Source organism: Jiangella muralis (genome assembly GCF_001270745.1).
GTDB classification, from domain to species: domain Bacteria; phylum Actinomycetota; class Actinomycetes; order Jiangellales; family Jiangellaceae; genus Jiangella; species Jiangella muralis.
This window is the reverse complement of sequence record NZ_LFXL01000050.1, coordinates 12,449-36,218: the sequence shown is the minus strand read 5'-3', so window position 1 is coordinate 36,218 and position 23,770 is coordinate 12,449. Positions and strand designations below refer to the sequence as shown.

Here is a 23,770-nt window from a genome sequence, read left to right as displayed (position 1 = left end):
GACGTGCCGAGGTGCGGGGCGGCAGGCTGTGCGCCATGACGTCCCGCATCTCGCACACGAGCATCGACTGCGCCAACGCCTACGAGCTGTCGGAGTGGTGGCGCCAGGTCCTCGGCTACGTCGACATCGCCGACGACCCCAACGAGCCCGGCCACGAGGAGTGCATGATCCAGACGCCCGACGGCAGCCATATGGTGCTGTTCATCGAGGTCCCCGAGGGCAAGACCGTCAAGAACCGGCTGCACTTCGACCTGCGGCCGACCGACCGCACCCAGGACGAGGAGATCGAGCGGCTGCGCTCCATCGGCGCGACCGAGGTGGCCGACCATCGCGGCAAGTACGGCCCCGGCACCGGCTGGCTGACGATGGCCGACCCCGAGGGCAACGAGTTCTGCGTCCTCCGCAGCGACGCTCAACTGGCCGCTGCCGCCGCGGCGCCGGCCTGAGCGGGCGCCGCCGAGCGGCTTGGGCGGCTGGTCCGGTCGGGCGCGTGGCCTACGGATCGCACTGGTCACAATGGACGTCGTCGGGCGATTCGTTGGTGATCAGCGCCTCGAGCCAGTCGACCAACCGGACGCCGTTCACCTCGATCTCATAGAACGTGTCGAACTCGAAGAGTCCGTGGTCGTCGCCGGGTGCGGTGTAGCTGTGCAGGCGCACCCCGTCGGCCTCGATAGCCGCCTCGTTGCCGTCGATGACGGTGAGGAGGTCCGGCGGATTCCCGTCCATCCACGGGGTCACCTCCACGGCCGCATTGGGATCGTAGGCGAAGTCGAAGCGGGCCAGGGCGAGGTCGGGATCATGCATGCCGGCCTGAGTCCAGAATCGTGGGACGCCCCAGTCGGGGACCGTGAGTCCGTCGACCGCCCAGCCCGGCATGGTGTCGTAGGCGCCCCACCGAGCGTCGAGGATGTCGGCATTGAAGTCGGGGTTGTCCGGCCAGGCGCCGGACTGGGCGCCGAATACCGTGACCTCGGCTTCGGGTAGCAGGTCCGCGACGAGGCCTCCGTAGAGCGGAGCTGCGACCGACCCCGCGGTCTTGCCGATGACGATGACCTCGGTGGCGTTGGGATAGTGCTCGGCGAGGTAGTCGAGCACCGCCGTGCCGTTGACGTAGCCGCGGTGTTCGACGGTCAACTCCGGCGAGTACACCTGTGAGACGTTGCCCAGATGCGCATCGCCCGTACAGGAACTCATATAGATGAACGAGTAGTCGGCGAACGGGTTGTCCCCCTCCGTGACGTCGAACATTCCGCTCCGGTTCTCCGGATTCACTCCCTGGAGGTTCCAGTCGTAGAAGTCGCTCTCGCCGCGCTCGCCCGTGAAAGCGCAGGTCTCCGCCTCCCAGCAGACGCCGCCGCCGTTGATGAACAACACGACCTTCGTCGGATCGGCCCGCTGTTCCCAGAATGAGAACTCGCTGCCATCAGCGCAGTGGCAATCACCGGCAGGCACGACCCGCTCCCATTCCAAGTCCCGGGCGGAGCCTTCCCCGGGGAGACTGCAACCGGCCAGCACGAAGGCCAGGGCGACCAGCAGAAGACGTGGCGCCTTCATCACACGATCGCGGCGAGAACGGCAGCGGCCACTGCGAGAGATGTTCGTCATGCGTCACAGGCTGCGCGGTTCCAGATCGGCCGCGCACCCGTCCTCGGTCATGTTCGGATCCCTGACTTTCGGCGGGTGCCACGCGGCGACGCCGAGGCCTATGGTGTCGCCAGACATGAAGACTTTCGTGGCGGCCCTCGGGGGTGCCTTGCGCCGATCGAGCATCCAGGATGCCGGCCTGGCTGCCGCGCTGCTGGCCGGCACCTGGGCGGTTGGCGGCTCCGCCGCGACTCCGGTGGTCAGCGCTTCGTTCGCCGAGGCCTTGTGGCCGCACGCGCGGTGGGTCTTGATCGTCATCTGCGTGGCCGCCGTGGCGGTGCGCCGCAGGTGGCCGATTCCAGCGCTCGCCGCGGCGGCGCTGGCCGGCATGGTGCAGATGGCGCTGGCAGCTGGACCGGTGCCCGCCGACCTGGCCGTTCCGATCATCCTCTATACGATCGCCTCTCAGCGGCCGCGCAAGGCCTCGCTGGCACTGCTCGGTGCCGCCCTGGCCGTGGTAACGGCATGGTCGGCGTACGTGAACCTCGACGGCAGGGTCAACGGCTGGGTCTACGAGGGTCCTTTCGGCGCGGGTGCAGGGGCACGCGCGCCGGAGGCTCCTGGCCCGCAGCCACAGGGGGCAGAACGCGACCTGCCACTGCGGGACGGCGGCGAGACACTCGAGACGTTCGGTCCCACGGACTGGGGCGGGACGCCCGTCCTCGGCTCCCTGCTGGTCGTCGCATGGGCGATCGGGTGGGGTGTGCAGAGCCGCCGCGCTTACCTCGGTCAGCTCGAGGCGAGGGCGCGTGACGTGCAGCGTGAGCGGGACCAGCAGGCCGCGCTGGCAGTGGCCGCCGAACGGGCCAGGATCAGCCGCGAGATGCATGATGTGGTGGCGCATGGGCTGGCCGTCATCGTGATGCAGGCGCAGGGCGGCGCCGCAGCCTTCGCCAAGCGACCCGCCGACACCCTCGCGGCGCTCGACGCCATCGTGGCGACCGGCCGCGCTTCTCTCGCCGATATACGTCACGTCCTGGCCGCGCCTTTCGTGGACGGGCAGATCGATGACTCCGCACGGCCAGTGCCGGGCCTGGCGCAGCTGCGCCGCCTCGTCGACCAGGTAGAGCAGGCGGGCACCACGGTCCAGCTGCACATCGACGGAGCACCGCGACCGCTACCCACCAGAGTGGACGTCTCGTCGTACCGGATCCTGCAGGAGTCGCTGACCAACACCTTGAAGCATGCCGGTCCCGAAGCCGCGGCCCAGGTGATCGTGTCCTACCGGAGCGACGAGCTGCGGCTCGAAGTCAGCGACAACGGCACCAACGAGTCGATCTCAGACGGGAACGGCAACGGACTGCGGGGCATGCGGGAACGTGCTGCACTGCTGGGCGGCGAGGTGGCCACCGGCCGGGGGCCGGACGGCGGCTATGTCGTGCGGGCTCGCATCCCCCTCGATCCGGGAGAGACCGCATGATCCGTGTGCTCGTGGTCGACGACCAGGCGCTGCTGCGCGCAGGCCTACGGATGATCCTCGAGAACACCGACGACATGGACGTCATCGGGGAGGCCGACGACGGCGCCGCGGCCACCGCCCTTGCGGTTGAAAAGGCGCCCGACGTCGTCCTGATGGACATCCGGATGCCCGGGGTCGACGGACTGGAGGCCACCCGCCGCATCCGCGCGTCCCTTCCGGACGGGCCACGCATCCTGGTCCTCACCACCTTCGATCTCGACGAGTACGTGTACTCCGCGCTGCGGACCGGAGCCAGTGGATTCCTGCTCAAGGACAGCCTCGCCGCCGATCTGCTTTCCGCGATCCGCGTGGTGGCCAGGGGCGACGCCATCGTGGCGCCATCGATCACCCGCCGCCTGATCGAACGCCACATCGGCACCTCCGGCGACCCACTGCCCCGCACGGAGGCCGAGCTTCGCGTCCTCACCGAGCGAGAACGCGAAGTGCTCGAACTGATCGCCCGAGGAATGTCCAACGCCGAGATCGCCAGCAGGCTCTTCCTCAGTGAGGGGACCGTGAAGGGCCACGTCAGCCGCATCTTGACAAAGCTTGATCTCCGGGACCGGGTGCAGGCCGTGATCTTCTCCTACGAGTGCGGCCTGGTCCGCGCCGGGGCGTGACGATCGCCTCACCGACCGCACGCAGGACCCTCGCCTGACGACACGCCGCGACCGACCGAACCGGACATGCCAGGACGAACGGGATGTTCATCCGGGGTTCACGCGGACGACGGCCACGGGGCGGATGCTGCGCGCCCGGCCGAGGTTGGCTGTGCGGAGTCTCGTCACGCCGTAGGAGGGGCCCGTGCCGATCGTCCACCGCCGTCGTGGTCCGCGCCGGCTGGCCGCCGTCGCGATCGCGGCCGTCATACCCGCCGTCGGGATGCTGGTCGCTGCGCCGCCGGCCGGTGCACATCCGTTCGGACCGCCGCTGTCGGCGCGGCTGGACGTCGACGGCGCTGAGGTGGCGGTCACATGGACCGCGGCCGAGGACGACTGGGTGAACCTGGGCGAGTTCCTCGGCGCCTTCACCGACCAGACCGGTGGCACAGGCGGGCAGCTGACCGGCGCCGAGCTGCTCGCCCGCTCCGACAACCTGCCCAGCTACCTGCTCTCACACTTCGTCGTCGAGCAGGACGGGCGGCCGTGCGAGGGGCAGGTGACGCAGCTGGAGGATCTGCTGACGCTGGGCGCCGGCATGGTCTACACGTGCCCGCGGCCGGTCGGCACGGTGCAGCTGACGGTCACCACGCTCACCGACATCAACGAGAACTACCGCACGGTCGTCACATCGGACGACGCGTCGGAGCCGGCGCAGGCGCTGTTCACGAACTCGACCGCCACGCAACGGTGGAGCTTCGACGCGCCGGCGGGCGGACCCGGCACGGCGCGCGCCGCGCTGATGGCGGCCGGCGCGCTCATCCTGGCCGCGCTCGCCGGAGTGCTGCTGCTCTGGTGGCGCCGCGGCTCCACCCAGCGCGCCGCGACCTCTGACCTGGTCGGGACCGCCCGGTGAACTGGCTCTACGAACTCGACAACCGGCTGATCGCGCTCTTCGACAACCCCGGCATCTGGTGGGCCGGGCTGGTCGTGGCGGTCGTGGTGGGCTGCGCGCACGCCGTCGCGCCCGGGCACGGCAAGACCATCGCGGCGGCGTACCTGATCGGCGCGCACGGACGCTACCGCGACGCGCTGCTGCTGGGCGCGATCGTCGCGGGCATGCACACGTTCTCAGTGCTCGTGCTGGCCCTCGGCTGGGTCGGCCTGACGGCGTCCGGCGGCACCGACACGCGGCTGCTGACCTCCTGGCTGCAGGTCATCTCCGCCCTCGTCGTCGTCGCCGTCGGGGTCGGGCTGCTGTGGCGGTACATGCGCAGCATGCGGTCCGTGCGGGCGCTGGCCGCGGCCGGCCATGGGCACGGGCACGGTCACGGTCACGGTCACGGTCACAAGGATGAGCACGGCCGCTGGGATGGGCACGGCCACGGTGATGAGCACGGGCACGGGCAGGGTCACGGTGATGAGCACGGCCGCTGGGGTGGGCGCAGCCACGGGGATACCCACGGCCATGGCCCTGGTCACCAGGACGGGCACAGCCGCTGGGATGGGCACGACCACGGTCATGGGCACAGCCACGGCCACGGTCATGGGCACGGGCCGCCGCCCGGCGTGGCGCCGTGGTCGCGACGGGGTCTGGTCGCGCTCGGCCTGTCCGGCGGCCTGCTGCCGTCGCCGTCGGCGTTCCTGATCCTGGTCAGCGGCATCCTCACCGGCCGGACGGCGTACGCGCTGATCCTGGTGGTCTGCTTCGCGGTCGGGCTGGCCGGGACGCTGACCGCGGTCGGCCTGCTGGTGATCAAGGGCAGCTCGCTCCTGACCGATTCGGCCCACCGCTCGTCCCGGCTCTCCCTCCTCATCCGCGGCGTACCACTGGTCGCCGCCCTCGGCGTGACGCTCGGCGGCTTGGTCTACCTCGTGGTCGGCGTGACGGCGGTCGCCGGCGCCTCATAGGACGTCACGATGACTTCGCGACCTCCAGGAAGCCGTCTTGCACGAACGTCCGCACCCGCGGCAGCAGGTCGGCCCGCAACGCCGCCGCGTCGACCGATAGCACCGTCGCCAGCGCGTCCACGATCGTCCCGGCCGGTAGCGTCCCATCGCAAGCGCCGACGAACCCGGCCTCGGCCGTCCCGGCGGTGACGGCGCGCAGCAGGCCACGCCGCTGCCGCAGGACGATGTGCTCGGGGTCCTCGTCGCCGGGGCGCCCGACCTGCTCCTGCACGACCCCGTCGACCTGGGTCAGCCGAGCGGCCAGCAGCGCTTCGTCGTCGACACGAAGGTCAGCTACGCGGTCGAACCACGCGGCGACCGTCGGGCCGAGCGGCTGCTCGACGGCGTGCGGCCACTCCTCGATGCGGACGGACGGGTCGACGGCACCGGACCGGCGCAGCGCGATCCAGCCGAACCCGATGCCCTCGACGGACTGCTCGTCGAACCAGCGCAGCCAGTCGGCGTAGCGCTGCGCGTACCCGGTGTCGCCGATCTCGCCGGAGTCGCGCAGCCACAACTCGACGTACTCGGCGGGGTCCTCGACCTCGCGCTGGATCACCCACGCGTCGCAGCCGGTCGCGGCGACCCACTCGCCGAGCCGGTCACGCCAGTCGACCCCGCGCACGTGCGTCCAGTTCGCCAGTGACTGCAACAGTCCGCCGTCGGCCAGATGGCGGGCGCCGTCAACCACGACGCGGCGGGAGATCTCGTCGCCGGGCAGGCCGCCGTCGCGGTAGACGTGCGTGCCGCCGGGCGAGACGACGAACGGCGGGTTGGTCGCGATCAGGTCGAACGTCTCGCCATCCACCGGCTCGAACAGGCTGCCGCGGCGCAGGTCGACGTCCAGACCGTTGAGCCGGACGGTGAGCGCGGCCAGCGCCAGCGCCCGCGGGTTCACGTCGGTCGCGACGATCTGCTGGCTGTGCCGCGCGAGGTGCAGCGACTGCACGCCGCAGCCGGTGCCGAGGTCGAGCGCACGCGAGACCGGCCGCCGGACGGCGAGTTGTGCAAGCGTGCTGGACGCGGCGTTGAGGCCGAGGACGTGGTCGTCGGGGATCGGCGCCCGCTGGCCGTCCATGCCGGGTGTGAGGTCGGCGACCACCCACCAGTCGCCGGCGTCGTCGGCGTACGGCCGGATGTCGACCACGGCCCGGACGGTGTCGCCGTCGGTGCTGGCTTCGAGGATGCCGCCGGCCAGCAGCGGCTCGACCGGCAGCACCCGCTCGAGCAGCCACCGCTCGACCGGCGCCTGCAGCGACCAGAGCCGTGCCAGCAGCGCCACGGGTTCGTCCGACCCGGCGACGGCGAGTCGGCCGGGGGTGGTCTCGTTGCGGTCCAGCGCCGCTGCCGCCCGCGGACCGAGCAGGTCGCGAACGCCGTCGACGGTGTACCCGGCCGCCGCCAACGCGTCGCGTACACGGGCGACGTCGTCGTCGGACAGGCCGGGAGTCAGAGTCGTCACGGCGAATATTCTGTCGCGATGACACGAGCCGTCGGCGTCCGAGTCCGGTATGAGGATGTTTCCGCAGCGGTGCGCGACTGGGTCGAGACGTCGCTCGGCTCCCCCGTCGTCACGACGAACGAGCAGGCCGGCGGCATGTCGTCGGGGTGCGCGACGCGGCTGGCGACCGCCGGCGGACGCACGGCGTTCGTCAAGGCGGTCGGCACCTCGCTGCAGCCAGACACGCCGGCGCTGTTCCGCCGCGAGATGGACGTGCTGCGCGCCCTCCCGCCGGCGCCGTACCGGCCGGCGCTGCTGGCGCACTACGACGACGGCGACTGGGTCGCGCTGCTGCTGGAGGACGTCGACGCCCGCCCGCCGGATCTCGCCGACCCATACGGCACCGACGCTGCCGCCGTCCGGGAGCTGGTCGGGCGGCAGGCCCGCGAGCTGACGCCCCCGCCGCCGGGAGTGAGCGGCAACCGGCTGCTGCCGGAGATGGCCGAGCGCTGGCGGGAGCGCTGGGCCGAGCTCGCCGGCGCACCGGACCACGTGCTACCACCGTGGATGGCCGGCCTGGTCGCTCAGCTCTACCGGCGGGTCGCGACGCTGCCGGAGCGGCTCACGACCGAGGCGCTGTGTCACTGGGACGTCCGCGAGGACAACCTGCTCGTGCGGCCGGACGGCGCCGCGGTGATCGTCGACTGGGGCATGTCGTGCCTCGGCCCATCCTGGGGCGACGCGTTCATGCTGGCGCTGACCTGGGTGGACACGCCCGCGTTCGACGAGTTGATGGCCACCCAGCCGGTCGGCCCCGACGTCGTGACGGATCTGCTGCTGGCCTTCGCCGGGGCGCAGGCCTGGCGTGGCGCGCAGCCGCCGCAGCCCGGGCTGCCGACGCTCGCCGAGTACTGCCGCGCGGAAGCGGCGCGCGGGTTCGCCGGTGTCCGCCGACGGCTCGGCTGACGCCACACCCACCGCCGGTCCCGCTTGCGTCGGCCCATGGGCGCGGTCGTCGACCCGGGGACCAAGTCGCTCGACGGCTACATCGAGGACCCGCACGGCCGGCTCGATTGGTCCGTACCCGACGCAGAGGTGCCCGCGGTCGTCAACGACCTCCTGCGCCCGATCGGCACACACCTGTCCGGGCGCCGTCTCGACGAGGTCATGGCGGTGGCTGAGGACGACGACACGGTGCGCGACCTGCCCGAATGAGCCCGCACGTACGCCCCGAACTGGCACGCCGCCGGGAAGGTCTCCTACTCGAGCGCGCTCGCCACGGCGTCGACGGCGCGGACGCACCTGGAGCGCGTCGTCGGCACCGAGCCGGTGTGCCGCATGGAAGCCGAGACGAACGCCGACCTCGTGGTCGGCGAACCCAATCTGGCCGCACCCGCAATCCGCGCCGGGCCGGTCGACGAGTACCGGCTGCTGATCTCGCCGATCGTCCTGGGCGGCAGGCGCTCCCTGCCCGACGACGTCCGGCTCGACCTGGAGCTGGTCGACGAGCACCACGGCGAACCTGGCCCGCTGCCAGTCCTCGGCGCGGTCGCCCAGCGTCACCACGTCCGCAACGGCGTCGTCCAGCTGCGTTGCCGGGACGGCTAGGTGGCGGCGGCCACCGGCCTCGACCGGTCGGTGAGCATCTTCACCGCGAGCCCGGCCAGCACCGATCCCATCACCCAGCGCTGCGCCCGCAGCCATACCGGCCGCGAGCCGAGGAACGACGCCAGCGAGCCGGCGGTCAGCACGATCAGCGCGTTGAGAGACAGCGCGACCACGATCTGCGTCAGCCCGAGCAGCACACTCTGCGTCGCCACGCTGCCGCGCGCGGGATCGACGAACTGCGGCAGCAGCGACACGTAGAGGATCGCGATCTTCGGGTTGAGCAGGTTGGTCACCAGGCCCATGGTGAACAGCCGACGGGTTGGGTCGGGCGGCAGCGGCTTCGGCGCGAACACCGAGTCGCCGCCCGGCCGGATGGCCTTCCACGCCAACCACAGCAGGTACGCCGCACCGGCGATCTTCAGCGCCGTGTACAGCGCCGGAACCAGTGTGAACACCGCAGCGATGCCGACCGCCGCAGCCAGCAGGTAGACGAGGAACCCCGCGGCGACGCCGGTCAGTGAGATGAGACCGGCGCGGCGTCCCTGGGTCACCGACCGCGACACCAGGTAGATCATGTTCGGCCCCGGCGTCAGCACGAGGCCCAGCGCGACGGCCGCGATTCCGAGCAGTGCTCCGGTGGTCACCATGCTCGATCCAACCGGCCGCCCGCCGGATCGATTCCGCGTTTGAACCGCCGGTTGAGGGCCGAACGGACGATCCATGCTGCTCACCGGACGACGGGCGACGAAAAGTCTCCGGGCCGACTTCAACGACACGATGGAAGTCATGAGTCTCGACACGGAGAAGACGCAGGTCACCGGCCGGCGATGGTGGACGCTGGCGGTGGTGAGCGCAGCCCAGCTGCTGGTCGTTCTGGACGGCACGATCGTGAACATCGCGCTGCCATCGGCGCAGGAGTCGTTGGGGATGGCCGACGGCGACCGGCACTGGGCGATCACCGCCTACGCGCTGACATTCGGCGGGCTGCTGCTGATCGGCGGGCGGGTCAGCGGCGTGCTGGGGCACCGGCGGGCGTTCCTCATCGGGCTGCTCGGTTTCGCCGCCGCGTCGGTGCTGGGCGGCGCCGCGGGCACACCGGAGCTGCTGTTCGGCGCGCGGGCACTGCAGGGCGCGTTCGCCGCACTGCTTGCACCGGCCGGGCTGTCGCTGCTGGCCATGACCTTCACCGGGGGCGACCGCGGCCGCGCGTTCGGCGTGTTCGCGGCGGTCGGTGCGGCTGGGTCGGCGGTCGGGCTGATCGCCGGCGGGCTGCTGACGGAGTATGCCGGCTGGCGCTGGTGCCTCTACGTCAACGTGCCGATCGCGCTGCTCGCGGCGCTCGGCGTGGCGCTGCTCCCGGCCAGCCGGGCGATCCGCGACCGCGGCCGGCTGGACGTCGGCGGCGCGCTGCTCAGCCTGGCCGGATGCGCCGCGCTGGTGTACGGCTTCGCCCGGGCCGAGTCGCTGGGCTGGGGTTCCGTCCAGGTGTGGACGCTGCTGGCCGGCGGGCTGGCGCTGCTGGCTGCGTTCGTCGTGGTGGAGTCGCGGGTGGCGCGCCCGCTGCTGCCGATGCACGTGCTGCGGCACCGCGCCCGGGCCGCCGCGTTCGTCGCGGTGACACTGCTGTTCGTCGCGATGTTCGGCTTCTACCTGTTCATGAGCTACTACACGCAGACGGTGCTCGGCTACTCCCCGGCGCAGGCCGGCCTGACGTTGATCGTCAACTCCGCGGCCGCCGTGGTCGGGTCGGTGCTGGTGGCCGGGCGGCTGTACGGGCGGGTCCGGCCGGCGGCGTTGATCGTGCCCGGACTGCTCGCGGCCGCCGCCGGGACACTGCTGCTCACGCAGCTGAGCGCGGACACGTCGCATGTGCTCGTGCTGTACCTGCTGCCGGCGATGGCTCTGACGGGGCTCGGTCTCGGCTGCGTGCTGTCGCCGACGGCGAGCCTGGCCACCGAGGGCATGCGTGGGCACGACGTCGGCGCCGCGTCGGCCGCGTACAACGCCGCCCAGCAGGTCGGCGCCGCACTGGGGACGGCGCTGCTGAACACGGTGGCCGCGGCCGCGACGGCCGCCTTCGCCGGGCGGGGGGCGGCCGCGGCCGTGGTGCACGGCTACACGGCCGCGCTGACCGTCGGCGGCGTGATCCTGTTGGCGGCCGCCGCCCTGACCGCCCTGCTGCTCGGCTCTCATCGTCACGCTCCCTCCGTTCCGAGTTGATCTTGAAACGAGAGTATGCCAACCTCTTCTCAAGATCAACTTCGAGTTCAAGGAGGGCGACATGCGTACGAAAGACAGACGTGCACCTGGCCGTCCTCTCGCGAGAGCGGCCAGGTGCACGAACCGCCAGTCAGGCCCAGCGGCGGCGGTCGTAGAGCACGACCGCGATGCCACCGGCCAGCAGCACCAGCCCGGCGAACAGCACGACCAGCGGGTCGGCGCCGGTGTCAGGCAGGTCGCCGTCACCGCCGCCGGCGCCGTCATCGTTGCCGTCATCGGTGCCGTCCGCCGCCCCACCGGTGTCGCCACCGTCATCGGCGCCGCTCTCGTCGGAGCCGCCGTCGTCGCCGCCCGGCTGGGCGGTGGTCACGGTGAACGGCGCCGACGCGGTCAGCGCGGAGTCCGCGCCGGCCAGCGTGACGGTGGCCGGCCCCACCGGCGAGTCGGCCGGGACGGTCCAGTCGATGCGCACCGAGCCGTCCTCCGACGTCGTACCCGTCACGGCGACGGGCTCTGCCTCGGCCGCGGCGGCCAGCTCGTCGGCGCTGACGAATTCCAGCGGCACCCGCAGGTCGAACGCGCGGTTGGCCGCCGACCGGTGGTCGGTGCGCAGGTAGAGCAAGCAGCCGGCGTCGCAGTCGGCGTACTCGTCGGCCGCCACCAGCGCGATCGACGTCTCGGCGACACCGCCGGCGATCGGCACCACGACGTCCTCGCTCCCCGCGTACGGGAAGTTGGTGATCCACCTCGAGGTGCCCGACTCGCCGCTGGTGTCGGCGCCGCCGATGGCCGGAGTCGCGACCTCACCGGGACCGTTGTCGACCGCCGTCAGCAGGTAGAACCCGGCCGGAGACTCCGGCGTGTTCTCCTCGCTGGTCGGCTCCAGCCCGGTGAGCGTCACGTCCAGCTCGCCGCCGTCGACGACCAGCAGCTTGCCGTCGCGCTGCACCAGCGGGGTGCCATCGGCAGACCTGACGGTGATCGCCTGGCCGTGGTCGTTCTGGAATGTGAGCTCCTCGGTTGCGGCGTCGATCAGGATCGTCGCCTCGACGGTCTCCTCGGCGCCGAAGTCGGTGCCGGTGAAGGTGACCGTCTCGCCCTGTGCCACCGTCTCCGGGTCGACGCTGACCGCGGGGTCCGGGTCGGGCTGCGGCTCCTCGCCGGCCTCTTCGACGGTGAACGCGGTGCTGGCAGGCGACTCGTCCGCGACCACGAGATCGACGGTGTGCCCGCCGGCCGAGAGGTCGCGCGGCACGGTCCAGCCGATCTCGACCGTGCCGTCCTCGCCCGCGGTGCCGACACCGGCATCGACGCCCGCGGTCCGGACGCCGGTCGCGGCGTCCGCCACGCCGGCCGGGACACTGAACGTGACCGGGTCCAGCTCGGTGCCCGCGGGGTAGAAGTCCGCGAACGCCGCCACGCCGGCTTCCGTCAGCGCCACTGGCACGTCCGACGCCGCCACGGCGCCACCGGTCTCCGTCACCGGATGGTCGGTGAAGTCCAGCGTCGCCAACTCGACGTCGTCGTAGGTGACCAGTTCGCCGGAGTCCAGCGACCTGCTCACCACGTCGGCCACCAGCACGCCGTCCGTCGCCGACGCCACCGTGACCCTCGGATCAGTCACCGTCAGCTCCAGCAGCGGACCGGAGCCCAGGTCGTGCCCGGCGAAGTACACCTCCCCAGCAAACGTCAAGGCGGTCGCGTCGCCGCTGCCCTCGCCGAACCGGAAGGTGCCGTCGTCGTTCTCCGTCGCAGGGTCGCGCACCTCGATGGCGCCGTGCGCGATCGGCCCGGTGATGTAGCTCCGGAACGACGCCTTGACGCCCCAGTCCAGCGTGCCGGTGTCACCCGGCGGCGGCGTGTCTCGGTCGACGACGGCCGTCACCGTGGCGCCGGGCTCGAACCCGATGCCGGTGAACGTCACCGCCTCGCCCTGCACGACCGGGTCAGGGTCGACGGTGACGGCCGGCGGCTCCGGCTCGGGGCCGGGGTCGGTCGCGAACGTCACCGGGACCACTACGTCCTGGCTGCGGTCGGCGCGGTAGTCGACCGGCGTCGCGTCGGACGCCTGCGCCGAGCTGAAGCTCGCCACGAAGCAGGCCGTCTCCGCGCAGTCCACTCCGTTGCCGGTCACGGTGCCGGCCAGCGTCAGTGTCCGCGAGAGTGCGCCGGACGCGTCAGCCTGCACGACCTCGTGCTGCAGCCAGCCGGTGGGCCAGCCGTAGTCGGGGTCCTGCTCGGCGTTCGCCGTGATCGCCAGCGAAATCCGACGGTTCGGCGCGAATCCGGTGCCCTCGATCCGCACCTCGGTGCCGACCGCCAGCTCCTCCGTCGGCGTGACGGTGAGCTGTGGGGTGCGGACGTCGGCGAACGCGATGGGCGTCCGCGTCGCGTACGCGGGGTTCGCCGCGGGGTCGACCGGCGACGTGTAGACCGCCAGCGTCGTGCCCGGCTCGACCGTGCCGGTCGTCAGCGTCACCTCGAACGCGCCGAGTGCCGCCCGGCCGAACGACAGCAGGCCGCCGGCCGGTTCGAACGTCACGGTCTCGACCGGGTCCAGCGCCGGCACGCTGCCGTCGCCGGTCACCACGCCAACACCGACCCGCAGGCCGCCAGCAAGGTCGGCGGGGGTGAACCCGGACCCGGTGACGGTGATCTGGTCGGCGTACGGGTCGAGATCCGCGACCTCCGACACGACGACCTTCGGCGTCGGAACCGGCGGCTCGTCCTCGAGCGTCACGCTGAACGTGACGGGGTCCAGCTCGGTGCCCGCGGTGTAGAACCCGGCGAACGCCTCGGCGCCCGCCTCGGTCAGCGCCGCTGGTACGTCCGACGCCGCAGCGACCCCGTCGGTCACCGTGACCGGGTGGTCGGTGAAGTCCAGCGTCGCGAACTCGACGTCGTCGTAGGTCACCAGTTCGCCGGAGTCCAGCGACTTGCTCACCACGTCGGCCACCAGCACGCCGTCCGTCGCCGACGCCACTGTGACCCTCGGATCAGTCACGGTCAGCTCCAGCAGCGGACCGGAGCCCAGGTCGTGCCCGGAGAAGTACACCTCCCCAGCGAAGGTCAGCTCGGCCGCCGCCGCGGACCCGGTGCCGGCGCCGCCGGCGAACCGGAAGGTGCCGTCCTCGTTCCGCGTGGCCGGCTCGCGTACCTCGATGGCGCCGTGCGCGATCGGTCCAGTGATGTAGTTCCGGAACGACGCCTTCAGACCCCAGTCGAGGTAGCCGTCGTCGGCCGGCGGTTCCTCGTCGGCGAATGTGATCGGGACGAACACGCTCTGGGACAGGTCGGCACGCCCACTCGGGAAGACCGCCACCGCGCACTCGACCTCACGGCAGTCCACGGTCTCTCCGTCGTCCGTCGTGAAGGACGGCGTGATGTCGCCCAGCGTCGTCGCCCACGACTGGTCGCCCGTGCCCGGCACGACGTAGCTCGTGCCGCCCGGGTTGCGGGGCAGTTCGCGTGCGTCGGTGGCGTCATCCAGCGCGGTGGTCTGGGCGACGAGCACGTTGTCGCCGGGCACGAAGCCGGTTCCGGTGACGTTCACCGCGCCGCCCTCGGCCGGCAGCTCGGTCCGGCTCAGCGTCACCGCGGGCACGGGCCGCTCGGCGTCGTCGAAGGAGATCGGCACCCAGACGTCCTGGGAGCGGTCGGTCTGGTCGCTGAAGTTGGAGGCCAGCACCACGCACTCGACCACCGCGCAGTCGTAGACGTCGCCGCTCCCGTCGGGCACGAAGCGCGAGGTCACCTCGCTCAACGTCGCCGGAACGATCAAGCCTCCGTCGGCGGTCGTCATCAGCCGCGCCGCGCCGTTCGCTCGGGGCCAGGTGGTCGGGTCCGTGCCGTCGATGCGCACGGCCTGGACGACCTCCACGGCGATCTGCGGCGCGAAACCGGCGCCGGTCACGCCGACGGTGTTGCCGCCGATATTGGACAGGCCCTCGGAATCCGACAGCTCGATGGACGGCCCGGCCGGCTCCTCGTCGTCGACGACGGCGAGCGGAACGGAGAGCTCCTGGCCGGCGTTGACGGCGCCGCCGGCGGCGTACGTGTACACGCCCGGCGTGGTGCCGGCGGGCCACTCGAGCGGCTCACCGGTGGTGCGGTCGGCCGGCTTGGCCAACGTCAGCTCCGCGGTGAACGTGCCGTCGGCCGCGATCCCCACCCACTGGGCCCTGATCGCGTCCTGGTACTGCGCCGGCACCTGGTCCAGCGCGGCCTGCGCAAGTGCCCACTGCTGCGAGCCGACGGTCCGGGCCGACGACGGTGCGCCCTCGGACGGCCGCCACTGGTCGGCGAACGAGCCGAACACGACGTACGCGCCGGCGGGTACGCCGGCCGGGATCGGCGGCCGGTTGCCTTCGGGTGCGACGTTGCCCTCGGGGTCGAACCCGCTGCCGCGCACCACGACGCTGTCGCCGTAGCTCAGCTCGGCCTCGGCCACCGGGGTCACACCGTCGGCCGCGAACACCTCGATCGACGGCTCCCAGGTGGGCTCCCCCGATCCGAACGGGACAACCACCTCGGCGTCGTGGCTTCGGTCGCCCGGCGTCGTGCTGAACGTGACGAGAACGTAGTCCTTGTCCGCGTCGATCTTCCCGGGCTCCACGTACACCCCGGCGTTGACGAAACCGTCGCGGTAGTTGATCGACTGCAGGTTCGACCATGCGACGGTGTCGGTCTCGTGGTCGAACGACTCGTCGCGCGCGGCCCAGACCTCGGCCTCGACGACGGCCACGATCGTGTCGCTCGTCGGCACCGGGTAACCGCCGCCGAGCGCCTCGATCACCAGGAAGTCCGCCGCGGGGTCGTAATCGGTGCCCGCGGGGAACACCAGCGTCGGCTCCGACGGCGCCGGCAACACGGTCAGCTCGGCGACCTCGGTCACGACGTCCGGCCCGCGGCCGTTGCTGCCGACCGCACGGACCTGCAGCCCGTCCTGGCCGGCGGTGACGCCGGTCAGTTCCAGCGACGGCAGCTGTCCGGGCTCGCCGCTGTCGATCCAGGTGGCGCCGCCATCGGCGCTCGTCTGCCACAGGTACGTCGGCCGCGGCCAGCCGGCGATGTCGGCGGCGAACTGCGCCTCGTACCCCACGAACGTGGTCTCGTCCTTCGGCGACGACCACAGCTCCAGAGCCGCCGCGTCCTGGACCTGAACCCCGGCCGCGCTCGACGTCACCGACGTCGTGCTGTTGGCGATCGTCACGCGGACGTAGGTGCCCGTGTCGACCGGTGTTACGCCCGGCAGTGTCAGCGTCGTGCCGGTCGCGCCGTCGACGTCCACCCAGTCGCTCGCCCCTGGCGCACGTCGCTGCCACTGGTAGGTCAGCGACTCGTCGCTCTCGGCGCCGACGGTGAACGTGGCGTCGTCGCCGGTGACAACCTGCGCCCACTGCGGCTGGCCGCTGATGGTGATCGGGTACACGTCGACGAACTCGGGCACGCCACCGTCGAGGTCGAGCAGGACGGGCAGCGGCGGCTTGTTCGGGTCGGCACTCAGGCCACTGCTGTGCCAGTACGACGACAGCCCGGTGCGGTAGTGGAAGTCGACGATCGGGGTTGGCCACGCGCCCCAGTCCGGGTTGGCCGCCTTCGCCTCGTCCGGGATCGCCGACGTCTCGCGCCGGCCAGACGCCGGGTCCGTCGGGTCGTTCAGCGGGAAGTAGTCGACGCCCCGATAGACCGGCGTGCCGGAGACGACGCCGTCCTCGATCACGACGCCCGACAGCTCCAGGATGGTCACGTCCTGCTCGGGGTCGAGCGGCTCCTTGACCGTCGGATCCTCCATCGACGACGCGAAGCCGCCGACCTCAGCGGTGATGGCGCCGTTGCCCGCGCCGTCGATCGTCAGCACCGGGTCCTTGACGTACCACGGCACCATGCCGCCGTAGGAGTAGATGGTGAACGCGCCGGTCCACGCGATGCCGCCGGCGCCGATCGCGTCCAGCTCACCCGTGCCGCCGGTGAACAGCGCGCGCTGGTTGATCTTGTCGTCGACGAGCGGGAGGCAGCGGTTTTCGGCGGTCACCTGCGTGGCACGGCCGTCGGCCAGCCGCTTGAGCAGATAGACAGCACCGTCCTGCGTCTTGTAGCTGGCCTCGGTGCCGTCGGCGATGCCGGCGACGAAGAAGCTGCAGCCACCGGCCGGCGAACCGTACTGCGAGACCAGGTTGATGCCCCACTCGAACGTCGCGTCGGTGACCACGACCGGCTCCGGGTCCGGGTCGGTCTGCTCGGCGACGGTGAGCGGCACGGCCAGTTCCTGGTCCACGTTGGTCGAGCCGCCGGCGGCATAGGTGTAGACGCCGAGCGTGCCGGCCTCCGGCCATTCGACCGGCTCGCCGGTCGTGCGGTCCGTCGGCTTGGCCAGCGTCAGCTCCGCGGTGAAGGTGCCGTCCGGCTGCACGTCGGCCCACTGGGCGCGGATCGCGCTCTGGTACTGCGCCGGCACCTGGTCGAGTGCGGCCTGCGCCAGCGCCCACTTCTGGGTGCCGACCACGCGGCCGGCCGGCGGCGCGCCGGTCGAGGGCCGCCAGTCGTCGGCGAACTTACCGAAGACGACGTACGTGCCCGCGGGGACGCCGGCGGGGATCGGCGGGCGGTTGCCTTCGGGCGCGACGTTGCCCAACGGGTCGAAGCCGCTGCCGCGCACCACGACGGTGTCCCCGTAGCTGAGGTCGGCATCCGCTGCTGGGGTGGTCCCGTCGGCCGCGAACACCTCGATCGACGGTTCCCAGACCGGCGCCGTCGCCTCCAGGGTGGCGGTGAAGGTGAGCGGGTCGAGGGCGGCGCCGGCGGTGTAGAAGTTCGCGAACGCCGGCACGCCAGCTGCGGTCAACGTTGCCGGAACGCCCGTCGCCGACACCGTGTCGCCGTCGAACGTCAGCGGGTGGTCGGCGAGGTCGAGGTCGGCCAGCTCGACGTCGTCGTAGGTGACCAACTCGCCGGAGTCCAGCGCCTTGCTGACGACGTCTGCCACCAGCACGCCCTCGGTCGCGGACGTCACGGCGACCCGCGGGTCGGTGACGGTCAGTTCGAGCAGCGGGCCGGCGCCCATGTCGTGACCGGCGAAGTAGACCTCACCGGCGAAGGCCAGGTCGGCCGTGCCGGCGTCGGGGTCGGCGCTGCCGGTCGCGTCGGCGAACCGCACCGTGCCGTCGGTGTTGCGCGTCGCCGGGTCGCGGACCTCGATCGAGCCGTGCGCGATCGGGCCGGTGATGTAGTTCCGGAACGACGCCTTGACGCCCCAGTCGAGGGTGCCGCCGGCGGCGTCGGCCGCGGCAGCTGTGTCCGGTGCACCGGCGGCGACGCCCGGCCCAGCCGACTCGGCAGGCCCAGCCGACTCGGCGGGCTCTGCCGCGAAGGCGGCGGCGGGTGTAAAGGCGGACGGTGCGGAGGCGGCGGGTGCAAAGGCGGATGGTGCAGAGGCGGCGGCGGTGGCGGCGGGTGCGGTACCCGCGACCAACGTGCCGGTGGCCAGCGCAGTGGCGATCAGCGCCGCCACGGTTCGTCTGAACGATGTGGTTCTCACGGTCGGTTCGTCTCCTCGCTGCGACGACGTGCGGCGACGGCCACGACTCCGCCGCCGAGCAGGGCCAGTCCGGCCAACGCGGCCGGGATGATCGGGGCGCCGGTCTCGGCGAGGTCAGACCCGCCGGCCGCCGACCCCGCGGCGCCGTTTTGGCCGCCGCTACCGCCGGACGCGGCGCCGCCATTCCCAGCGGTGCCGCCCGTACCGCCGGCTCCGCCCGTACCGCCGGCGCCGCCCGTGCCATCGGCGCCGTCGCCCCCGCCGGTACCGCTACTCCCGCCGTCCGCGCCGGTTCCGGCGGCGGCGAAGGTGATCGGGAGCAGCACGTCGGCGCTGCGGTCGGCCGTGCGGGTGTGGTCGGCGCGGGTGCCGACGACGCAGCCGTTGGGTGCCTGGGCGGGGTCGAGGCAGTCGGTGAACTCGTCGCGCGCGGCGACGCTCAACTGGACGTCGAACGAGCCCTTGCCGCCGACCTCCTCGAACGGTGTCGCCAGGCCCTCGCCGTAGGACGGCGGGTTCGACGAGATCCATGCCGAGGCACCGCCGCCGCCTTCCATGTCGGCGCCGCCGAGACACGGAGTGGGCTGCTGACCTGCGCCGTTGTCGACGCACACGACGACGTAGATGCCCTTGTTGAGTTCGTAGCCCTCGCCGTGGACGGTGATCGTCTCACCGGCCGGGTCGAGTCCGTCGACCTTGGAGACGGTGATGGTCTGGCCTTCCGGGCCGGTGGCGGATGCGGCCGCCGCGGTCCCGGCGAGGCTCAGCGAGCTCCCCGTCGCCAGGACCACCCCCAGCGCCGTCACGAGTCGACGGCGACGTGAGCGCCGTCGGGAAACGTTCGACATGTCCCACCCTTCAACCTGATGTCGGGTTCTGCGGATCGATGACGCACCATATCGGCATAGGTAAGGCATACCTACATTGGGGTAGGCAAACCTAAGATGCAATACTTGTCTCATCCGCAGCGCCGACCCGGAGGAGCATCCGTGCCGACCACCCGAACGCCGGCCGAGGCCGAGCCCCGAACGTTCTCCCAGGCCCTGCGCGAGCGCAGCTGGCCCCTGCACGACGTCGCCAACGGCGCGGAGTTCATCAACGCGCTGATGGAGGGCCGCATCAGCCGCGCGGGTTACGCGGCGCTGGTCACGCAGCACCTGTTCGTCTACGAAGCGCTGGAATCGGTCGCCGCCGGCATGCGCGACGACCCGATCGCCGGGCCGTTCGTCACCGACGAGCTCACCCGGGTGCCGTCGCTGCGGCGCGACCTCGCGTTCCTCCTCGGCAGCGCTGACGCCGTCGACGACCTCGAGCCGCTGCCGGCCACGCGCCGCTATGCCGACCGCATCCGCGAGACGGCGCAGTGGCCCGGCGGGTTCATCGCGCATCACTACACCCGCTACCTCGGCGACCTCTCCGGCGGGCTGGCCGTCGGGACGATCGTGTCGCGTACGTACGGCTTCCAGCTGGGCGGCGAGGGCGTGCTGTTCTACCACTTCGCGCAGATCCCGAAGCCGCGGCCGTTCAAGGACGCCTACCGCGCCCGGCTCGACGCGGCGCGGTGGAACCCGGACGAGCGGGAACGGGTCATCGACGAGGTGGTCCTCGCGTACGGGCTGAACACCGAGATCTTCCTCGCGCTGGGCGCGGTGCACCCGGCGACGCCCGCGGCCGGCTGACGTGTGGCGATGGGGGCGCAGGGTCGTCGTCGTGGCGGCCGGCCTGCTGTTGGGCGCGACGGCGTGCGTGGCGCCGGCGGACGACGCGGCAGATGGAGGGACGGACGCGCAGCCCTCGTCGCAGAGCACCCCGGCGGACCCCGCAGCCGATTCCGTCCATGCCTGTCAGGAACCGGTACCCGGGTTCGGGGTGAGCGTCGACGCGGACGGTGAGCCGCTGCCGCCCCGCCCATCGAGCACGGGCGCGAGCACGGACGAGGGCGGGGACCCGCGGACGATCCTCGGCCCGTCCACCGCCGTCGTCGACCAGACCGTCACCCCAGTGGCCGACGACCCCGCGCCCGCGCTCCCCGTCACCGTCGAGTCCTGCGACGGCGAGACCGTGGTGGTCGACGACGCCAGCCGCATCCTCGCCGTCGACCTCTACGGCACGCTCGCCGAGATCGTGTTCAGCCTCGGCCTCGGTGACCACGTCGTCGGCCGCGACGCGTCCACCGGGTTCCCGCAGGCCGCCGCCCTACCGCTGGTCACGCCCGGCGGCCACGACATGAACGCCGAGGCGATCCTCGAGCTCGACCCGACCGTCGTCCTCACCGACGCCAGCGTCGGCCCGCCCGAGGTGCAGCAGCAGCTGCGCGACGCCGGCATCCCGGTGATCTTCTTCGACGACGCCCGCGACCTCGACCGCATCCCCAGCCAGATCCGCGCCGTCGCCGGCGCCCTCGGCGTCCCCGACGAGGGGGAGCAGCTGGTCGAGCGGACGTCCGGCGAGATCGCCGACGCGCTCGGGCTCGCCCCGGCCGGCGCCGACCCGCTGCGCGTCGCGTTCCTCTACACCCGCGGCGGCATGGTGCAACTGCTGGCCGGGCCGGGGTCTGGCGCCGACGCGATGATCCGTGCCATCGGGGCGGTCGACGTCGGCACCGACATCGGGCTGGACCGGCCGTTCACGCAGATCACGTCCGAAGCGCTGATCGAGGCCGCCCCCGACGTCATCATCATGATGAGCAAGGGCCTCGAGTCCATCGGCGGCGTCGACGGCATGCTGAAGCTGCCCGGCGTCGCGCAGACGCCGGCGGGCGAGAAGCTGCGCGTCGTCGACATGGCCGACTCCGTGCTGCTCAGCTTCGGCCCACGCTCCGGGCGCACCATCGAGGCGCTCGCCCACGCCGTCTACCAGCCATGACGGCGACGGTGTCGGCTCCGCCGTCGGCGCCGGCCGGGCCCGACACCGGTGTCGCGCGCGTGAGCCGGTGGCGGCGCGGCCGGAGCGGCGTCCTGATCGCGGCGCTCTCGATCGCGCTGGTCGTCGTGACGATCGTGTCGGCCGGACGGGGCCAGCTGCAGATCCCGCCGGCCGAGGTCGTCGGGTCGATCCTGCACCGCCTGGACGCGAACCTGGAGTGGGTGCTGCGGCAGATCGGCGTGACGGCGGACCTGCCGCTGGACGTCGGGCCGCGGCCGGAGCACGTGCAGGGCGAGAACACGCTCTGGCTGGTCCGGTTCCCGCGGGTCGTGCTGGCGCTGCTGGTCGGCGCCGCGCTGGCGACGGCGGGCGCGCTGATGCAGGGCGTGTTCGGCAACCCGCTGGCCGAGCCCGCCATCGTGGGGGTCTCGCCGGGCGCGGCGGTCGGGGCCAGCCTGGTCTTCGTCACCGGCGCGAACTTCCTCGGCGAGTGGACGGTCGCTGTGGCGGCGTTCGCGACCGGGCTGGTCACGACGCTGCTCGTCTACGCGCTGTCGCGGTCGGGCGGCCGGACGGAGGTGGTCACGCTCGTGCTCACCGGCGTGGCCGTCACCGCGGTCGCGTTCGCCATCGTCGCGTTCGCGACGTTCGTCGCGACACCGGAGGCGCGGGAGCAGATCGTGTTCTGGCAGCTCGGCAGCCTCAACGGCGCCCGCTGGCAGGCCGTCGTCGCCGTCCTGCCGTTCATGGTCGTGGGACTGGCGCTGGCGATCGGGATGGCGCGGTCGCTGGACCTGCTCGCGCTCGGCGAGCGCTCCGCCCGCCACCTCGGCGTCCACGTCGAGCGGCTCCGTCTCGTCGCCATCGCCGCGGTCGCCATGCTGGTCGGCTCCGGAGTCGCCTTCGCCGGCGTCATCGGCTTCGTCGGGCTGGTCGTGCCGCACCTGATCCGGATGATCGCCGGGCCCGGGCACCGGGTGCTGCTGCCGGCGAGCGCGCTGGGCGGGGCGCTGCTGCTGGTGTCGGCCGACCTGGTCGCCCGGACCGCCATCCGGTATGCGGACCTCCCGCTCGGCATGCTGACGGCGCTGGTCGGCGGTCCGCTGTTCTTCTGGTTGCTGCGCCGGACCCGCACCAGCCAAGGCGGCTGGGCATGACCCGCACGGAGGTTCGCCGGGGCTGGGCCGCCGTCCGCCGCGGGCACCGGCTGCCCGCGACCCCCGTCGCCGGGTCGATCGCCAGCGAGGCCGCGGGCGTATCCGTCACGCTCGGCGGGGCACGGGTGCTGGACGACGTCAGCGTCGAGGCCCGCGCGGGCGAGGTGCTGGCGCTGGTCGGGCCGAATGGCGCCGGCAAGTCGACGCTGCTGTCCGCCCTCACCGGTGACGTCGCGGTGTCGGCAGGGACGGTCACGCTCGACGGCGCAACGCTGACGGCGTGGTCGGCGACCGAGGCCGCCATGCGCCGCGCCGTCCTCCTCCAGCAGGTCCGGCTGTCGTTCCCGTTCACCGTCGCCGAGGTGGTCGAGATGGGCCGGGCGCCCTGGGCCGGCACGCCGCTCGAGGACGGCGACGACGAGGCGGTCCGCTCCGCACTCGCCGAGGCCGACGTCGCGTCGTTCGCCGGTCGCCGGTTCACGTCGCTGTCCGGCGGCGAGCAGGCGCGGGTCGCGCTGGCCCGGGTCCTCGCGCAGCGGACCGGCGTCCTGTTGCTGGACGAGCCGACCGCCGCCCTCGACCTGCGGCACCAGGAGCTCGTCCTCGGGGTCGCCCGGACCCGGGCCGCCGCCGGGGTCGCCGTCGTGGTCGTGCTGCACGACCTCAACCTCGCCGCCGCGCACGCCGACCGCGTCGCCGTCCTCGCGGGCGGCCGCCTCGTCGCGACGGGATCGCCGCGCGAGGTACTCGGCGGCGCGCTGCTCACCGACGTCTACGAGCACGACGTCGAGGTGATCGCCCATCCACGCACCGGCGCGCCGGTCATCCTCCCGCGGCGCTGACCGCGGGCCGGCCTGGCCTCGGCCCGGCCAGGCCGGCGTCCGTCGGCCCGGCATCCCCCAACGCCGCCGGGTCGCCATGCGCGTACCGCGGCGCCTTCCCCGGCTTCGGGCGGACGGGCCGTCACCGGGAAAGGCGCCGAGCTCAATGGGCCGATCGGGTGCGGCGAGGCGTCACCAGGACCGGCCCACGAACCTGCTTCTGAACCGCTGGCGCAGCCCGGGCCGGTGCGCGCGGGCACGATGCGCTCCGGCGCTTCGGCTCAGCGCGGTCAGGTATCGCGGGCCCGCCCCGAACTGGACGTGCGTGGCCCTGTATCTACGCCTGCGTTCTGCCATGGATCGTTCGCCCCCTCCAACTGGCGGCCTCACCCCTGAAGAGCCACCACGTCGGCACCACAGCACGAATGATAAACGTGATCTGCCTCACAGTCATTGGTTTCGCTTG

General features: G+C 72.3%; 18 protein-coding genes. 13 read left to right on the top strand and 5 right to left on the bottom strand.

Going from position 1 to position 23,770, the window contains the following annotated elements:
• Positions 1-35 precede the first annotated feature (35 nt).
• Positions 36-446: a VOC family protein gene (locus ACW62_RS30235; RefSeq protein WP_053207849.1), complete on the top strand. Its 411-nt coding sequence runs from the start codon at positions 36-38 to the stop codon at positions 444-446.
• Positions 447-495: 49 nt separating this feature from the next.
• Here ACW62_RS30235 and ACW62_RS30230 read toward each other — a convergent pair whose 3' ends face one another.
• Positions 496-1,608 carry a pectin acetylesterase-family hydrolase gene (locus ACW62_RS30230; protein ID WP_053207848.1) on the bottom strand — a complete coding sequence of 371 codons (1,113 nt, stop codon included), beginning with the start codon at positions 1,606-1,608 and terminating at the stop codon, positions 496-498.
• Positions 1,609-1,723: 115 nt separating this feature from the next.
• Here ACW62_RS30230 and ACW62_RS30225 point away from each other — a divergent pair, with 115 nt between their 5' ends.
• From ACW62_RS30225 to ACW62_RS30210, 4 genes are all read left to right on the top strand, one after another.
• Positions 1,724-3,067, top strand: a complete 1,344-nt coding sequence (locus ACW62_RS30225) for a sensor histidine kinase (protein ID WP_053207858.1) — start codon at positions 1,724-1,726, stop codon at positions 3,065-3,067.
• Complete coding sequence (locus tag ACW62_RS30220; RefSeq protein WP_053207847.1) at positions 3,064-3,726, top strand: response regulator; 663 nt, start codon at positions 3,064-3,066, stop codon at positions 3,724-3,726. The genes ACW62_RS30225 and ACW62_RS30220 overlap by 4 nt, the downstream gene beginning before the upstream one ends.
• 184 nt (positions 3,727-3,910) lie before the next feature.
• Positions 3,911-4,621 carry a hypothetical protein gene (locus ACW62_RS30215; RefSeq protein WP_053207846.1) on the top strand — a complete coding sequence of 237 codons (711 nt, stop codon included), beginning with the start codon at positions 3,911-3,913 and terminating at the stop codon, positions 4,619-4,621.
• Positions 4,618-5,616: a sulfite exporter TauE/SafE family protein gene (locus ACW62_RS30210; protein WP_053207845.1), complete on the top strand. Its 999-nt coding sequence runs from the start codon at positions 4,618-4,620 to the stop codon at positions 5,614-5,616. The genes ACW62_RS30215 and ACW62_RS30210 overlap by 4 nt, the downstream gene beginning before the upstream one ends.
• A 4-nt stretch (positions 5,617-5,620) precedes the next feature.
• On the opposite strand, the gene ACW62_RS30205 is transcribed toward ACW62_RS30210, so the two are convergent.
• Positions 5,621-7,117: a DUF7059 domain-containing protein gene (locus ACW62_RS30205; protein WP_053207844.1), complete on the bottom strand. Its 1,497-nt coding sequence runs from the start codon at positions 7,115-7,117 to the stop codon at positions 5,621-5,623.
• A gap of 18 nt (positions 7,118-7,135) precedes the next feature.
• On the opposite strand from ACW62_RS30205, the gene ACW62_RS30200 reads away from it, so the two are divergent.
• The 3 genes from ACW62_RS30200 to ACW62_RS35475 all read left to right on the top strand — a co-directional run bounded on the left by ACW62_RS30200 (position 7,136) and on the right by ACW62_RS35475 (position 8,704).
• Complete coding sequence (locus ACW62_RS30200) at positions 7,136-8,062, top strand: phosphotransferase family protein (protein WP_083460347.1); 927 nt, start codon at positions 7,136-7,138, stop codon at positions 8,060-8,062.
• A 36-nt stretch (positions 8,063-8,098) separates the two neighbouring features.
• On the top strand, positions 8,099-8,311 hold the full coding sequence (locus ACW62_RS35480; RefSeq protein ID WP_205629701.1) for a dihydrofolate reductase family protein: 213 nt from the start codon (positions 8,099-8,101) through the stop codon (positions 8,309-8,311).
• Positions 8,312-8,434: 123 nt separating this feature from the next.
• The gene (locus ACW62_RS35475; RefSeq protein ID WP_205629700.1) at positions 8,435-8,704 is read left to right on the top strand and encodes a dihydrofolate reductase family protein; all 270 of its coding nucleotides are present in this window, start codon (positions 8,435-8,437) and stop codon (positions 8,702-8,704) included.
• Here the strand turns inward: ACW62_RS35475 and ACW62_RS30190 are convergent.
• Entirely contained in the window at positions 8,701-9,351 is a 651-nt protein-coding gene (locus ACW62_RS30190; RefSeq protein ID WP_053207842.1) for a LysE family translocator, read from the bottom strand. The two genes, ACW62_RS35475 and ACW62_RS30190, sit on opposite strands and share 4 nt — an antisense overlap.
• Positions 9,352-9,490: 139 nt before the next feature.
• On the opposite strand from ACW62_RS30190, the gene ACW62_RS30185 reads away from it, so the two are divergent.
• Positions 9,491-10,924, top strand: coding sequence for an MFS transporter (locus ACW62_RS30185; RefSeq protein ID WP_053207857.1), 1,434 nt, complete (start codon positions 9,491-9,493; stop codon positions 10,922-10,924).
• 130 nt (positions 10,925-11,054) lie between these two features.
• Here ACW62_RS30185 and ACW62_RS30180 read toward each other — a convergent pair whose 3' ends face one another.
• Both ACW62_RS30180 and ACW62_RS30175 read right to left on the bottom strand, forming a co-directional pair.
• A complete protein-coding gene (locus tag ACW62_RS30180; protein WP_157575081.1) occupies positions 11,055-18,461 on the bottom strand; it encodes an HtaA domain-containing protein in 7,407 nt (2,468 codons plus the stop codon).
• Positions 18,458-19,267 carry a hypothetical protein gene (locus ACW62_RS30175; protein ID WP_053207840.1) on the bottom strand — a complete coding sequence of 270 codons (810 nt, stop codon included), beginning with the start codon at positions 19,265-19,267 and terminating at the stop codon, positions 18,458-18,460. Before ACW62_RS30175 ends, ACW62_RS30180 begins: the two co-directional genes overlap by 4 nt.
• A 183-nt stretch (positions 19,268-19,450) precedes the next feature.
• Between ACW62_RS30175 and ACW62_RS30170 the strand changes: the two genes are divergently transcribed.
• The 4 genes from ACW62_RS30170 to ACW62_RS30155 all read left to right on the top strand — a co-directional run bounded on the left by ACW62_RS30170 (position 19,451) and on the right by ACW62_RS30155 (position 23,325).
• Positions 19,451-20,140 (top strand): biliverdin-producing heme oxygenase, encoded by a 690-nt coding sequence (locus ACW62_RS30170; protein WP_053207839.1) that lies wholly within the window; start codon positions 19,451-19,453, stop codon positions 20,138-20,140.
• A gap of 190 nt (positions 20,141-20,330) precedes the next feature.
• On the top strand, positions 20,331-21,326 hold the full coding sequence (locus ACW62_RS30165) for a heme/hemin ABC transporter substrate-binding protein (RefSeq protein ID WP_205629698.1): 996 nt from the start codon (positions 20,331-20,333) through the stop codon (positions 21,324-21,326).
• Entirely contained in the window at positions 21,323-22,483 is a 1,161-nt protein-coding gene (locus tag ACW62_RS30160) for a FecCD family ABC transporter permease (RefSeq protein WP_083460345.1), read from the top strand. The genes ACW62_RS30165 and ACW62_RS30160 overlap by 4 nt, the downstream gene beginning before the upstream one ends.
• Positions 22,480-23,325, top strand: a complete 846-nt coding sequence (locus ACW62_RS30155) for a heme ABC transporter ATP-binding protein (protein WP_053207837.1) — start codon at positions 22,480-22,482, stop codon at positions 23,323-23,325. Before ACW62_RS30160 ends, ACW62_RS30155 begins: the two co-directional genes overlap by 4 nt.
• Positions 23,326-23,770: the final 445 nt, after the last annotated feature.